The following is a 14,446-nucleotide window of genomic DNA, read 5'->3' as shown; positions in this document are numbered from 1 at the left end:
AAGGAGATACCAACATGGCCACCAAACAGATTACCGATTCGAGCTGGGACGCGGACGTCCTCAAGGCCGATGGGCCCGTGCTCGTCGATTTCTGGGCGGAGTGGTGCGGCCCGTGCAAACAGATCGGGCCGAGCCTGGAAGAGATTTCGGAAGAGCTCGCCGGCCAGGTGACCATCACCAAGCTCAATATCGACGACAATCCCGATATCGCCGCGCAGATGGGCATTCGCAGCATCCCGATGCTCAAGCTGTTCAAGGGTGGCGCGCCGGTCGCCGAACTGCTCGGCGCGCGGCCGAAGAACCAGCTCAAGGCTTGGCTCGAAAACGAGCTCGGCTGATTACTGACTGAGCTGACCTTTTTCTTGCCCCTCTTCACAAGGGAGGGGCAGGGGAAGGGTCGGATTGCGGTGCACGTCGTATTGGATTGAAAATCGGAATTGCCGCCGGCGTCATTGCGGCGCACGGGGCAAACTTGCAAGATCAGGAAGCTTTCGATTGGACCTGCCAACGCGATATGCATGGTCCAGGGGACCAGCTATTGTATTTCCAGAGATACCTTTCTCCCGAAGGTGTCCATCAAACCTATTTCATTGGCTACCGGGCGAGCTCACGCCGGCAAGAGCAAACGACGATCTATTGGAGCTTTCAAAACCCAAAGCAGTGGCGCGAGAACCCTGAGGCAATAACTCTGGAGTTTGAAATTAAGAATTCGCCCGAGCACGGAGATATTACGCTGATATATTCGGTGATGGAAAGTTGATTCTTAAATCAAAGGTCCTCGATGAGGCTTGGGTGAGGGAACATCGCAACCAACGGATCGGGGGCACTCTCAGTTTTTACGTTCCGTATATCCCGAGCAAGCTTGTGATAAAGAATATGCGTAGTCTGAAGGCCATTGTCAGGGATTCCGACAACAATATTATCGTTCGCGCGAATTTTCCGCTTCCTGACTGGCATCGTGCTGATCAGTTCGTCACACGCACCGTCGAAGACCTTCGGCAAGACTCGGCGGATTACAAGAATAAATGCGGACGATGGGGAGGCGTAATCCATTAATATGAAGATACAATACTAGGGTCCGGACCCTAAATGCACTTTTCCAAAATCTCATCCACGACACGTTCAATTGGTGCCGTTGCATCAATTGTGATGCCGCTGTTCGGAATATCTTCTTTTGTTGTGTGCAGGTGGATGATGAGCTGCCGTTCGGCCGGTCTTCCGCCCCACTCGAGTTCTGGTCTCTGGTCAAGTCGCCTGAGTAACGTGCTCAGATCGACATCGAGAACAAACACCCGATCGAAAAACTCAAGGAAGCTGGAGAAATTCCTCGAGCCACCGCAGAAGAATGATGCGGCATGTTTTTGGTCGGCCACCAACATTCGGACCTTATCTACATTCCAGATATGGTGTTCATGAGAAAGGCCATCCACAGGTTTTCCTGTTTTTGGGTCCCCCTGATAGGCCAGCTCATTATCACCGTCGATAGAATGGAAGCCACGGCGGAGCAACTCGCGGTGAACCGACGACTTGCCGGTGCCAGAAACACCTTCGATCAAATAGTTCCTGACACCCATTTATCGCTCCCAGGCCGCATCCATGCTGGTTTCAAACCAGCATGATGACGACCGCTTTCGCCCGATAGCGGACGCAGTCGAAGTCGTTTAAGCGACTCATATGGATCACCTGCATTTAAAGTTTGAGCCTGACGATGAATGGCATGGCGAACTCTTCGCTACCGTAACAGCGGAAGGCTTTGCAGGCGCTGGATCGGCTTGGTTTTCCACGTCAGAGCTTCGTGAGTTTGCCAGTGCTGTTTCAGCGTTTCCGCTGTCTGCTGAATGCCCGCCCACCCTTTCTGGCGGACTGGGCGGTAATGCAACTCAACCACCTCAGACTACAATGCTCCTCCGACTGGATCAGCACGACGCGCTCGGGGCCGTTCGGATCACGGTGCAATTAGCGACGGAGGTCTGGATCAATCAGGAGCAGGATTTAGCTCGAAGTATGACCGCGCGGTTCCTTGTTAATTATGGTTACCTCGGCAGGTTCGGCACAGCGCTTTCAGACCTGCTGGATGGCCATACCAGCGAAGCGGTGCTTGCCTCTACCCCGGCCTAGGAACCTCTGCTTCCTCCCTTTGCGACACCCGCCTGTTGGTTTGCAACTGGACGATCGCTCTTGAAAGATAGGGGGTGGTGGAAGCGTCGATCCACCCTAAGTCGGCATGACGATCTGTCCGATTCGCGGGAAGTGCACGGCGACCGTACCGATCCGTGGATCGTCGCGCAGGACCGCCACATCGCGTGACGTGAGCCGGATCAGCGTACCGGCAACCGGGTCGGCGCCCGGATCCTCGGTCCGCACCGTGACCGACTGGCCGGTGGTGAAGCCGCTATCCTCATCGACCCGTTCCACGACCTGGGGCTCGGCGTTGCGCGCCACATCGAGCGCCTCTTGTGCAGTCATGTCGCTGGGTGCCCCATGGCTGATTGCCTCGACCCGCGCGATCCATGCCGCGACATGCGGGAAGGGTGCGGTGCGCGATCCCTTCAGCCCGAAATTGCCCTGAAACCAGACATTCATGCCGGCGGCGCAATCGGCATAGCCCGGCGCATCGCCACCCAGGAACGCACGACCATCTGACAGCGCGTCATCGATCCGCGCCAGCCAGCCGACGAACTGCGCAGTCAGATGCGGCGCCGCTTTTCTGACCCGGTCGCGGTCGAACCCGAACAGTTTCTTGCGGTCCTCGAAGAATTCGTCATCGATGCGGTCGATGAACGGCGCCATGGCCGATCCGACCGCCTGGCTGAAAGTCGTACCGCCCGATTGCAGCGCAACCAGCGCGGCGAGCCGGCCAAGCGGGGCGGGGAACAGGCTCGGCTCGGGCTGGACTGCGTCGATCGCCTCGATCGCAATCGCGGTGTCGCAATAGATATCGGCACCGATCTGCAAGACCGGTGTCTTGCGGTATCCGCCGGTCAGCGGGGTCAGGTCGGGCTTGGGCGCGATATTGGGGATGATCACCGACTTCCATGCCGCGTCCTTGATGCCCAGCGCGAGGCGGAGCAGCTCGCTATAGGGGGACATGGGATAATGATGCAGGATCAGGTCGGGCATATCGGGCTCCGCTGTTCGACCAATCGGGAATGCGATCAGGTCAGAGGGATCATTACCAGGTCGGCATAAGAGGGACGAGACTTCAGCCGCTCATACCAGGCCGCGACATTCGGCATTTGCGGCCGGTCGATCGGCAATGATGACCAGGTGTGGACATAGACGCCCATCGGAATGTCGCCGATGCCGAACCGGTCGCCCGACAACCATGGTTGCTTGCCAAGCGTCGTTTCCAGAACCGGGATCAGCTCGGCGCATTTGGCGGCGGATTGCCTGATTGCCTCAAGATCGCGGTCCGCCGGCGCCGTGCGGATCAGGCCGTGAAAGGCGCGGTGCTGCGCGCTGGAAAAGGCGAATTGCCAGTCCATCGATTTGTCGCCCTGCGCGCGCACCATTGGGTCCAGTGACCACAGATCGGGCGCGTAGCGGGCGGCAAGGTAGCGCAGAATCGCATTCGATTCCCACAGCACCACGCCGTCATCCTCGATCGTCGGGATCAGCGCGTTGGGATTGAGCGCCAGATAGGCGGCGTCCATGCCGAACTGCCCGCCGACATCATGGCGCACATGCGGCAGGCCGATTTCGGCGGCGAGCCATGCCACCTTCTTCACATTATGCGAATTGAGCCGTCCCCAGATGGTCAGCATTGCGGGGCCTGGCCATCCGTCAGCCCACGGGTGTCGGGGCGGAACTTGTCGTGCCGCGGCAGGGTATCGCCGGCCTCGGCCCAGGGAACGCGGCTGGCGTAGAAGATGTGGAAACCGGGTGTCACCGACGATGGATCGTTCAGTGTCGCCACGGTAAAGTCGATCGTGTCGCCTTGGAAATTGGTTTCGAAGGTCAGCGGCGTGCCGCATTTGCTGCAGAAGCGCCGCGCGCCGAACGAGCTCGATTCGTGCCGGCCGATCAGGTCCTGGCCGCTCTCGATCCGATAATCGTCCCGCGGTACCGTCGAAAAGACCATCGCCGGTGCGCCCGAGGTCAGCTGGCAATTCCGGCAATGACACCAGCCGGTGTCGAACGGCTCCGACAATAGCCGATAACGCACCGCGCCGCAGGCGCAGTTGCCCGTTAATCCCGTCATCATCAGCTCCGATAATCGCCGTTGATCGAGATATAGCCATGCGTCAGGTCACAGGTCCAAACCGTCGCGCGGCCTTCGCCGAGGCCGAGATCGACGCCGATATCGATATCGCTGCCCTTGAGATGCGCGGCGACCGGTGCCTCGTCATAGCCGGTGACGGCCAGGCCGTCGCGCGCGACCTGCGTTTCGCCAAAGCGGATCGCGAGCTTGTCGCGCTCGGCCGGCTCGCCCGCCTTGCCGACCGCCATGACGACGCGGCCCCAATTGGCGTCCTCGCCGGCGATCGCGGTCTTCACCAGCGGCGAATTGGCGATCGACAAGGCGACGCGGTGCGCGCTCCGGTCGCTCTCCGCCCCGGTCACGTCGATGGTGATGAACTTCGACGCACCCTCGCCGTCACGCACCACGAGATGCGCCAGCTGGCGGCACAGATCGGCGAGTGCCGCACGGAACGCATCGGCGCCGGCATCATCGTCCGACGCGAGCAGGGTATTGCCAGCCGCGCCGGTGGCGAAGGCAAGCACCGTGTCGCTGGTCGAGGTGTCGCTATCGACCGTGATGCACGAAAAAGTCTTCACATTCGCATCCGACAGAGCGGATTGCAGGAATGCCGGCTCGACCGCCGCATCCGTGAAGATAAACCCGAGCATCGTCGCCATGTCGGGCATGATCATGCCCGACCCCTTGATGATCCCGACCAGGCTGACCGTGCGCCCGTCGACCACCGCCGTTGTGACCGCTGCCTTGGCGAAGGTGTCGGTGGTCATGATCGTCGCGGCGGCATCTTCCCAACCGCACGGCTCGGCGGTGAAGGCGGCGGCAAGGCCGGCTTCCGACTTGTCGATCGGCAGCGGCACACCGATCACACCGGTCGAGGCGAGGAACACGTCCGACGGCTGGCATCCGAGCTGCTGCGCGGTGCGCGCGGCCAGGTTTTCGACTGCGGCGCGCCCGCGATCGCCGGTAAAGGCATTCGAATTGCCGGCATTGACCACCAAAGCGCGCGCCTGGCCCAGTGTCAGCGCCTTGCGGCACCATTCCACCTCGGGCGACGGGCAGCGGCTCTGGGTCAGCACGCCGGCCACCACCGTGGCCGGATCGAGCGTGACGAAGGTCAGGTCGCAGCGGTCCCACGTCTTGTAGCGCGCCCGCGCGACACGCAGCGTGACGCCGGGAATGGCGGGAAGCGGCGGGAATCCGGCAGGGGCGAGCGGCGAGATGGTCATGGTCATGCGCACCCCATAACCATGATCGTGAAGCAGGTCACCGGCGGTTTCGTCAATATCGCAGCGTGCGGGAAACATTCTCACCCGAGCCATCTGCCGACCGACATCTGTCTGTCACAACCAGCTTGTACCGAAGGCTGACGCTACAAAGGCCGCGACCCGATGAATGCTACAATCGCCACAGATGCTGCGCTGGGAAGGCCCGATCTCGACAAGGGACTGGGTATCGCCGGTAAACTGGGTTTTGGTGCGGCGATCCTCGCTGCACTGATCTATGTCGGCTACAGCGTCTATACCGATGCCAGCGCCGTTGGGGTGGAGGCGACGACCTATCTGCCCTTCATCATGTTGTTCATCGCGCTGCTGATCGCGCTCGGCTTTGAATTCGTGAACGGGTTCCATGACACCGCCAATGCGGTTGCGACCGTCATCTATACCAATGCGATGCCGGCCAATGTCGCGGTGGTCTGGTCGGGTTTTTTCAATTTCCTCGGCGTGCTGCTGTCGACCGGCGCGGTGGCGTTCGGCATCGTCTCGCTGCTGCCGGTCGAGCTGATCCTTCAGGTCGGCTCCAATGCCGGCTTTGCCATGGTCTTCGCGCTGCTGATCGCGGCGATTGCGTGGAATCTGGCGACATGGTGGCTGGGCATCCCCTCGTCATCGTCGCATACGCTGATCGGGTCGATCATTGGTGTCGGCGTCGCCAATGCGATGCTGCACGGCAAGAGCGGCACATCAGGCGTTGACTGGTCCAAGGCGGCCGAGATCGGCCAGGCCTTGCTGATTTCGCCGCTGATCGGTTTCGGTATCGCGGCGCTGCTGTTCCTCGCCATGAAGCTGCTGATCCGTAACAAGGAGCTGTATCAGGAGCCCAAGCCCGGCGTGCCGCCGCCCGCGTGGATCCGTGGCCTGCTGATCTTCACTTGCACCGGGGTCAGCTTCGCGCATGGCTCCAACGACGGGCAAAAGGGCATGGGCCTGATCATGCTGATCCTGATCGGCACGGTGCCGACCGCCTATGCGCTCAACCGGGCTGTGCCGGCTAAATATTCGGCCGATTTCCATATGAATTCGGTCGTCGCGACCGATGCGCTTGGTGGACGCCCGGCGGGGGCCTCGCCGGAGGCCGCGCGGAAAGTGGTGACCACTTACATCGCCGACAAGAAATTCACGCCGACCACTGTGCCGGCGCTGGCCACGCTGATTGCCGATGTCGATCAGCAAGTGATCGAATATGGCTCGTTCACCAAGGTGCCGGCGGCCGCGGTCGGCAATATCCGCAACGACATGTATCTCGCATCCGAAGCGATCAAGCGGCTCAACAAGGATAAGGATGCCGGCCTGTCCGAGGCGAGCAGCAAGACGCTGGCCAGCTACAAGACGTCGCTTGATGCCGGGACGCGCTTCATCCCGACCTGGGTCAAGATCGCCGTCGCCTTTGCACTTGGCCTGGGCACGATGGTTGGCTGGAAGCGGATCGTCGTCACGGTTGGCGAAAAGATCGGCAAAACGCATCTGACCTATGCGCAAGGCGCGTCGGCGGAGCTGGTTGCGATGGGCACGATCTTCGGCGCCGACCATCTCGGCTTGCCGGTATCCACCACCCATGTCCTGTCGTCCGGCGTGGCTGGGACGATGGCGGCAAACGGATCGGGGCTGCAGATGAGCACGATCCGCAACATGCTGATGGCCTGGGTCCTGACCCTGCCGGTGTCGATTGTGCTGGCTGGCGGCCTCTATATGCTCTTCTCGCAGATATTATAGGGAGGGCAGGGCGACGCGCGAGACGCTCATTCCTGGATTCATGCCCTTTGGCGGCATGCGACCGGGGTTGATCTGGGGATTGGACTTTACCGCTTCGGGCAGCCTTGCGGTCGAAACCTGTGACGCGCCCCAACCCGGAGCCTTGCGCTGGCTTCACCTCAATCTCGCCGATCATGGCACGCGCAGCTGGATCGAAGGCGCAGCACTGCCGGCGGACGTGCGCGAATTGCTGCTGTCGCCCGATACGCATCAGCGCGCGCTGGTCGACGGCGACACGGTCGGGTGCGTGCTGCATGATTTCGAGCGCGATTTCGACGTTGCCGACACCGCGCGGATCGGCGCGCTGCGCATCGCATTGACCCCGACGCTGATCCTCACCACCCGGTCACACCCGATCCGGTCAGCGGACATTGTGCGCCAGCGGCTTGAGCGGATTCCGACCCTTGCCGGCCCGGCGGAAGCACTCGACTTGCTGGTCGGGGCGATCACCGAGAATATTGCGGGGATCAGCCGCACGCTGAGCGACGATGTGCGGATCGCCGAGGATGCGCTGCTCGACGGGCATCACCCGCCGACCACCCGCGACCTGATCGGTATCCGCCGCCGCATCGCCCAGATTCACCGGCTGCTTGGCGGCATGCGGGATGTCTTTCACCGCCTGGAAGAGGATGAGGAACTGCCCGAAACGTTGCTCGCCACGGTCGAAAAACTGGTCCAGCGCCTGCAGTCGCTGGATGGCGATATCATCGCCGTGCAGGGAGAATTACGCCTGTTGCGGGAGGAACTCGATATCCAGGCGGCGCAACGCACCAACCAGAATCTCTACATCCTCTCGATCATGACCGCCCTGCTGTTGCCCGCGACATTGGTCACGGGCATTTTCGGGATGAATACCGGCGGAATGCCGTTGGCATCGTCGATGGGCACCGCGGGCGCCACGTTGCTGGCGCTGGGCGCGGCGGTGGCGACCTATCTGCTGCTGCGCTGGCTCGGCTTCATGCGACGCTGAGACGTTAGTTGGACTTTCGCCGGGACGACGGGGGCGTTCAACTCAGCGGTATTTCATTTAACTATATGAAATATAACAGATTATGTGAAGATTGTCCGACGGGGTCCAGCCGGAGATATGACACGACCGGTGTCCCATATCTCCCCCCGTTCATCTCCTGAGCCTTGCCGATGGGGGTGATTCAGCCCTGACGCGGCGTCGAGCATGTCCGCTTGCCGGGCGTGCACCGGGCTCGTTTCAGTACCGATCCGGCACATGCAATTCGGGCGGCACCGGATGGCGGATATAATCGTCGTGGCGCACTCGCTCGGGCAAGGTCACCGTTGGCTTGGGGACATCGCCATAGGGGATCTGGTCAAGCAGGTGCGCGATGCAGTTCAGCCGCGCCTTTTTCTTGTCGACTGCCTCCACCACCCACCACGGCGCTTCGGCGATATGCGTGCGCTCGAGCATCGCTTCCTTGGCGCGGGTGTAATCCTCCCAGCGACGACGCGATTCGACGTCCATCGGCGAAAGTTTCCACTGCTTGAGCGGATCGTGGATGCGCATGTTGAAGCGAAACTGCTGCTCTTCGTCAGTGATCGAGAACCAGTATTTCAGCAGGATGATGCCGGAACGCACCAGCATGCGCTCGAACTCCGGAACCGAACGGAAGAATTCCTCGCATTCCTCCTCGGTGCAGAAGCCCATGACGCGCTCGACACCCGCGCGATTATACCAGCTGCGGTCGAACAGCACGATCTCGCCCGCCGCCGGGAGATGCGCGGTGTAACGCTGGAAATACCATTGTGTCCGCTCGCGTTCATTCGGCGCGGGGAGTGCCGCCACCCGGCATACCCGCGGATTGAGCCGCTGCGTGATGCGCTTGATCGCGCCACCCTTGCCGGCCGAATCGCGGCCTTCGAAGATGATGACGACCTTCAGCCCCTTGTGCTGGACCCAATCCTGCAGCCGGACCAGTTCATGCTGGAGCCTGAACAGCTCGCGAAAATAGACGCGGCGCTCGACCTGTTCGCGGTCGGGATGATCCGACAGGTCGGCGAGCAGCGTTTCGAGCCGGCTTTCGTCGATCTCCATCTCCAGTTCCTCGTCGAAACTGTCGGCGATCTCCTGCTTGATGCGGTCCATTTCGGCCGAAGAGCCGGAGTCGAGCGTGAACGCCATGATGGTCTTCCGTATCGTGAACGCCTTCACTGACCGATGCGCATGACACTGGTATGACCTGCGATCCGCACCGAGCTGGCGCCTGCCGAGATGGACGGGGGCAACCGCACCCCATAAGCAGGGCCAGTGGAACGGTCATGAGAGGTTCAATCGATGATCAGGTTACGAATGGTGGCCGGGTTGCGACGATGACCGAAGAGCCCCTCGATACACCGCGCGCGGGCCTGATCGCCGGCCAGGGCAGGGGACTGATGCTCGCGGTGCTGGCGATCTGCGGCGTTCTGATCCTCGCCATCATCATCTTCCTGTCGATCCTGGCGGCCGAGCATTCGGGTGACCTGCAGCGACTCGTCACCCGGCTCATGACGCCGTCACCATCATCCAGTCCGCCATCCAGCCCGGCGCCGGCCGTGATTCCGGTCGCTCCTCCGGCTGGGTCGGAGCCGCCCGTCATCTTCACCGTGCCACCGCCACCGCCCGTTGAGGCGCGCTCGCCGGCGGCAACACCTGCAATGCTGAACGGCAATATAGGCGACTGGTTTCCGGCGAATTCCTATCCGCCGGAGGCGCGCGGGCGCAATGAACAGGGCCGTGTCGTGATCAGCCTGAGAATCGACCCGTCAGGCCGGCCAAGGAAATGCCAGTTGGTTTCGAGCAGCGGATCGGGCTCGCTCGATGCCGCGACGTGCCGGCTCGCCCTGCGCAATGGCCGCTTCATTGCCGCGCGCGGGGTGGATGGCGAACCGGTGTGGGGCGACTACCGGATGCGTCCGGTCAAATGGCAGATTGAAGATTGACGGTCACCCTGATGGCGATAGTCCCCGAGGTACCGGGTCGATCGGTTGGCGGCACGACTAAAGGGGGATTCGGGCAATGAGATTCGGTTTCTTGGCGCTTGCGGTCGCAGTATTCGCTGCATCATCGGGCGCATCAGTCGCTGGAGCGGCCGGTCTCGATGGGGCGGCGGAATCCGGTATCGCGCCTCAGCCGATCGGCAATGTCGGCGACTGGTTTCCCCTCGATGCCTATCCCGCCGCAGCGCGCCGTATGCACGAGGAAGGCAGGGTCATGTTTCGGCTCGATATCGATGCGACCGGCACCGTCACCGCGTGCACGGTGGTGGGATCGAGCGGTTCGGCAGCGCTCGACGCCGTGACCTGCGACCTCGCGCGCGCCAACGCTCATTTCAAGCCAGCGATAGGGACGGACGGAAAACCGGTCAGCTCGACCTGGTCAAAGGCGATTAAATGGACGATCCAGGATGAGGGCCGGTTGCCCGCCCGGTCCTTTTCGATCGTTGAACGGATTGACGTCGCGGCAGACGGCACGCGGCTATCCTGCACGTCTCAGGCCCAGGGCAATCCAGCAAAGGAAGTTGGCGCGCCGTGCACGATTTTCGACGATGCGGCGGGATTGCGGCGCATGAAGGGGCCGTTCGCTGATCGACATGCGATCGTGACGACTCAGATGTCGTTGCGGATGGATGGCGATCCGCCAGTGCTTGAAGAACATCGGGTCAAGGGGCGCACGACCGTGTCTGTGGCGCGAGCGACCTTTGACATCGCCCCCGATGGCACGGTGATCAATTGCCGTATCACCGAAAGCAAAACGCTGGACGGAATCGGCCCTACGCGCCTTTGCCTGTCTTTCATCGGTCCGTTTGCGCCCATTGCCGAAGCTTCCGGCTCGACGCCGAGATCGGGCACGATGTTGGCCAGTTTGAGCGTCGAACCGGCACAACCTTGATCGGCGCGTAACGGATGGACGACAGGCGTACGGCGCACTACATGCGGTCACGGCTATGCAATTGCTGCTTTTCCTTTCCGCTCTGCTGAGCGCGCTGACCGGCGCGATTTCGGGCGTCCGCGCGCCGGAAGCGCAATTCCATCAGAGCGCCGGCGCGGTTGCCGGTGCGCAGGCTTCGGCCACGGTGCGTCATGCGGCCGTGCGGCAGCTTCGCACCTGGCTGGCGCTCGTGATTGAGCCCGGTTTCGCCACGACCGCTTCAGTGCAGGTCGCGGCGCCGGATCTGGCGATCTTCGCTGCGTTCCCACTTTACCTGAGCAAATTGCGCGAGTGAGACGCGCCGGCGCCTGACCGCGCCATTTTTCACCATTCTCCTTTTCGACGGCCGGGGTGTGCTCCGCCGCGACATCCCCAGATTTACAGGAATTTCCTATGCTCGGCGGCCTTGCCAAATCGCTTTTCGGCTCTTCGAACGACCGTTACGTCAAGTCGCTCGGATCGATCGTCAACAAGATTGCCGGATTCGAACCGACCATCTCGGCCATGTCGGATGAGGAACTCGCCAACCAGACCGCGGTGTTCCGTGCGCAGCTGGCCAAGGGGACCAAGCTCGACGACCTGCTGCCCGAGGCGTTCGCCACGGTGCGCGAGGCGGCCAAGCGCGTCCTCGGCCAGCGCCATTATGACGTGCAGATGGTCGGCGGCATTGTTCTTCATCGTGGCGAGATCGCCGAAATGCGCACCGGCGAGGGCAAGACGCTGGTCGCTACGCTGGCCGTCTATCTCAACGCGCTGCCGGGCCAGGGCGTTCATGTCATCACCGTCAACGATTACCTCGCCGCGCGCGACGCGGAGTGGATGGGCCGGGTCTACAGATTCCTCGGCATGACGGTCGGGGTGATCATTCCCAACCTGACCGACACGCAGCGCCGCGATGCCTATAATTCCGACATCACCTACGGCACGAACAATGAATTCGGCTTCGATTATCTGCGCGACAATATGAAGTATGAACGCAGCTCGATGGTGCAGCGCCCGTTCGCCATGGCAATCGTCGATGAGGTCGATTCGGTACTGATCGACGAAGCGCGCACGCCGTTGATCATTTCGGGCCCGACCGACGACAAGTCCGACCTGTATCGGTCGGTCGATGCGGTGGTGAAGCAGCTTGTCCCCGGCGATTACGAGAAGGACGAGAAACAGAAGACCATCATCCTGACCGAGGACGGCACCGAAAAGGTCGAGCGCATGCTCGAGGCGGCCGGGCTGCTCGAGGGCGCCAATCTCTACGACTTCGAAAATACCCAGGTCGTGCACCACCTCAACCAGGCACTGCGCGCGATCGTCATGTTCCGCCGCGACACCGACTATATCGTCAAGGACGGCAAGGTCATCATCATCGATGAATTCACCGGCCGCATGATGGACGGGCGGCGCTGGTCGGACGGCCTGCACCAGGCGGTCGAGGCCAAGGAGGCCGTCGATATCGAGCCCGAGAACCAGACCATGGCCTCGATCACGTTCCAGAATTATTTCCGCATGTACCCGAAACTGTCGGGCATGACCGGCACCGCGGCGACCGAAGCGGCGGAATTCTTCGACATCTACAAGATGAACGTCGTGACCATTCCGACCAATGTCGAGGTCAAGCGCGTCGATGAGGAAGACGAATTCTACAAGGACACCGCCGACAAGTTTCAGGCGATCGCGAAGAAGATCAAGTTCCACGCGGAAAAGGGTCAGCCGGTATTGGTCGGCACCGTGTCGATCGAGAAATCCGAGCTGCTCAGCGAATTCCTGGTCAAGGAAGACGTCAAGCACGAGGTGCTCAATGCGCGCCAGCATGAGCGCGAGGCGCATATCGTGGCGCAGGCCGGGCGCAAGAGCGTCGTGACGATCGCGACCAACATGGCGGGCCGCGGCACCGACATTCAGCTCGGCGGCAATCTCGAATTCCGCATCAACGACGAGCTCACCGATCTGGAAGACGGCCCCGAGCGCGACGCCGCGATCAAGCGGATCAAGGCCGAGATCGAGGTCGAAAAGGCGGAAGTGCTGGCCGCCGGCGGATTGTTCGTGCTCGGCACCGAACGCCATGAAAGCCGCCGCATCGACAATCAGCTGCGCGGGCGTTCAGGCCGGCAGGGCGATCCCGGCCTGTCGCGTTTCTATCTCAGCCTCGACGACGATCTGCTGCGCATCTTCGGACCCGACACGCTGTTTGCGCGGATGATGCGGTCGAACATCGGCGATGGCGAAGCGATCGGCTCGAAATGGCTCTCCAAGGCGATCGAGACCGCGCAGAAGAAGGTCGAAGCGCGCAACTACGACATCCGCAAGCAGGTCGTCGAGTATGACGACGTGATGAACGACCAGCGCAAGGTCGTGTACGAGCAGCGCAGCGACATCATGGACGCGGAAACTGTCGGTGATGTGGTCGAGGACATGCGGTCCGAGACGGTCAACGCCATCGTCGGCGATGCCTGCCCGCCGAACAGCTACCCCGAGCAATGGGATGCGGAAGGGCTGAAGGCCAAGCTGGCCGATATGCTCAACATCGACGTGCCGCTCGACGCCTGGCTCAAGGAAGAGGCGGTCGATCCGGAAATGATCGAGGAACGCGTCCGCGAAGCTGCCGACACGCATGTCGTGCAAAAGGCGAGCGAGCTCGATCCGGAAACCTGGATCCAGGTCGAAAAGTCGATCCTGCTGCAGAATCTGGATCATCACTGGAAGGAACATCTGGCCACGCTCGATGCGCTGCGCCAGGTCGTCCATTTGCGCGCCTATGCGCAGAAGACGCCGATCAACGAATATAAGCAGGAAGCCTTCTCGCTGTTTCAGCGCATGCTCGACAGCATCCGCGAGGATGTGACGCGGACGATCGCCTACGCGCAGTTCCAGATGAACGACGCGCCGCCGCCGCTGCCTGACCTGCCCGATTTCATCACCACCCATTTCGACCCGTTCTCGGGCGATGACGATACCAACGACATCGATGGCGGTTCGGGCCTGATCACCACGCGCCTCCCGCCGCTGTCGATCCCGCTGCCCACAACCGCGGAAATCGGCGAGGATCCGGCCGATTGGGAAGGCAAGGTCAGCCGCAATGCACCATGCCCGTGCGGGTCGGGGCGCAAGTATAAGCATTGCCACGGCGCGGTTTGAGGGCGGCTCTGTCGCTCCCCGAAAAGCCGTTCGCCCTGAGCTTGTCGAAGCCTGTCCTGAGCGCCTGCCTTGGCAGGCAGTCGAAGGGGGCCGTTCTTCTTCTCGACGGTAGAGAATGAGAGAGCGGTGCTTCGACAAGTTCAGCACGAACGGGGAGGGGAAAGTGCC

At 61.7% G+C, this 14,446-nt stretch carries 15 protein-coding genes; 9 read left to right on the top strand and 6 right to left on the bottom strand.

What is annotated here, in order from left to right:
* Positions 1 to 14: 14 nt before the first annotated feature.
* Both trxA and ACRECS_RS03760 read left to right on the top strand, forming a co-directional pair.
* Positions 15 to 338: a thioredoxin gene (gene trxA / locus ACRECS_RS03765; RefSeq protein ID WP_187763335.1), complete on the top strand. Its 324-nt coding sequence runs from the start codon at positions 15 to 17 to the stop codon at positions 336 to 338.
* Between the two features lie 86 nt (positions 339 to 424).
* A complete protein-coding gene (locus ACRECS_RS03760; protein WP_431581614.1) occupies positions 425 to 760 on the top strand; it encodes a hypothetical protein in 336 nt (111 codons plus the stop codon).
* 325 nt (positions 761 to 1,085) lie between these two features.
* Here the strand turns inward: ACRECS_RS03760 and ACRECS_RS03755 are convergent, their stop codons facing one another.
* Entirely contained in the window at positions 1,086 to 1,574 is a 489-nt protein-coding gene (locus ACRECS_RS03755; RefSeq protein WP_431581613.1) for an AAA family ATPase, read from the bottom strand.
* 100 nt (positions 1,575 to 1,674) lie between these two features.
* Here ACRECS_RS03755 and ACRECS_RS03750 point away from each other — a divergent pair, with 100 nt between their 5' ends.
* Entirely contained in the window at positions 1,675 to 2,118 is a 444-nt protein-coding gene (locus ACRECS_RS03750) for a hypothetical protein (protein WP_431581612.1), read from the top strand.
* A 96-nt stretch (positions 2,119 to 2,214) separates the two neighbouring features.
* Here ACRECS_RS03750 and ACRECS_RS03745 read toward each other — a convergent pair whose 3' ends face one another.
* Genes ACRECS_RS03745 through argJ form a run of 4 tightly spaced genes read right to left on the bottom strand, consistent with a single transcriptional unit; the run spans position 2,215 to position 5,433 of the window.
* A complete protein-coding gene (locus ACRECS_RS03745) occupies positions 2,215 to 3,120 on the bottom strand; it encodes a glutathione S-transferase family protein (RefSeq protein ID WP_431581611.1) in 906 nt (301 codons plus the stop codon).
* A gap of 35 nt (positions 3,121 to 3,155) precedes the next feature.
* Complete coding sequence (locus ACRECS_RS03740; protein ID WP_431581610.1) at positions 3,156 to 3,764, bottom strand: glutathione S-transferase family protein; 609 nt, start codon at positions 3,762 to 3,764, stop codon at positions 3,156 to 3,158.
* Positions 3,758 to 4,201 carry a GFA family protein gene (locus ACRECS_RS03735; protein WP_431581609.1) on the bottom strand — a complete coding sequence of 148 codons (444 nt, stop codon included), beginning with the start codon at positions 4,199 to 4,201 and terminating at the stop codon, positions 3,758 to 3,760. The genes ACRECS_RS03740 and ACRECS_RS03735 overlap by 7 nt, the downstream gene beginning before the upstream one ends.
* A gap of 2 nt (positions 4,202 to 4,203) precedes the next feature.
* Positions 4,204 to 5,433: a bifunctional glutamate N-acetyltransferase/amino-acid acetyltransferase ArgJ gene (gene argJ, locus ACRECS_RS03730; protein ID WP_431581608.1), complete on the bottom strand. Its 1,230-nt coding sequence runs from the start codon at positions 5,431 to 5,433 to the stop codon at positions 4,204 to 4,206.
* 156 nt (positions 5,434 to 5,589) lie between these two features.
* Between argJ and ACRECS_RS03725 the strand changes: the two genes are divergently transcribed.
* Positions 5,590 to 7,191, top strand: coding sequence for an inorganic phosphate transporter (locus ACRECS_RS03725; RefSeq protein WP_431581607.1), 1,602 nt, complete (start codon positions 5,590 to 5,592; stop codon positions 7,189 to 7,191).
* Between the two features lie 67 nt (positions 7,192 to 7,258).
* Positions 7,259 to 8,200: a transporter gene (locus tag ACRECS_RS03720; protein ID WP_431581606.1), complete on the top strand. Its 942-nt coding sequence runs from the start codon at positions 7,259 to 7,261 to the stop codon at positions 8,198 to 8,200.
* A gap of 237 nt (positions 8,201 to 8,437) precedes the next feature.
* On the opposite strand, the gene ppk2 is transcribed toward ACRECS_RS03720, so the two are convergent.
* Positions 8,438 to 9,364: a polyphosphate kinase 2 gene (gene ppk2 / locus ACRECS_RS03715; protein ID WP_431581605.1), complete on the bottom strand. Its 927-nt coding sequence runs from the start codon at positions 9,362 to 9,364 to the stop codon at positions 8,438 to 8,440.
* Between the two features lie 188 nt (positions 9,365 to 9,552).
* On the opposite strand from ppk2, the gene ACRECS_RS03710 reads away from it, so the two are divergent.
* The 4 genes from ACRECS_RS03710 (at position 9,553) to secA (ending at position 14,278) form a co-directional block, all read left to right on the top strand.
* Positions 9,553 to 10,161, top strand: a complete 609-nt coding sequence (locus tag ACRECS_RS03710) for an energy transducer TonB (RefSeq protein WP_431581604.1) — start codon at positions 9,553 to 9,555, stop codon at positions 10,159 to 10,161.
* 76 nt (positions 10,162 to 10,237) lie between these two features.
* Positions 10,238 to 11,110: an energy transducer TonB gene (locus ACRECS_RS03705; RefSeq protein ID WP_431581603.1), complete on the top strand. Its 873-nt coding sequence runs from the start codon at positions 10,238 to 10,240 to the stop codon at positions 11,108 to 11,110.
* 55 nt (positions 11,111 to 11,165) lie between these two features.
* Entirely contained in the window at positions 11,166 to 11,444 is a 279-nt protein-coding gene (locus ACRECS_RS03700; RefSeq protein WP_431581602.1) for a hypothetical protein, read from the top strand.
* Positions 11,445 to 11,542: 98 nt separating this feature from the next.
* Positions 11,543 to 14,278 (top strand): preprotein translocase subunit SecA, encoded by a 2,736-nt coding sequence (gene secA / locus ACRECS_RS03695; protein WP_431581601.1) that lies wholly within the window; start codon positions 11,543 to 11,545, stop codon positions 14,276 to 14,278.
* Positions 14,279 to 14,446 lie beyond the last annotated feature (168 nt).

The sequence above is a fragment of the Sphingomonas sp. genome (assembly GCF_050725575.1).
GTDB lineage: Bacteria > Pseudomonadota > Alphaproteobacteria > Sphingomonadales > Sphingomonadaceae > Sphingomonas.
This window is presented reverse-complemented; position numbering and strand designations above follow the sequence as displayed.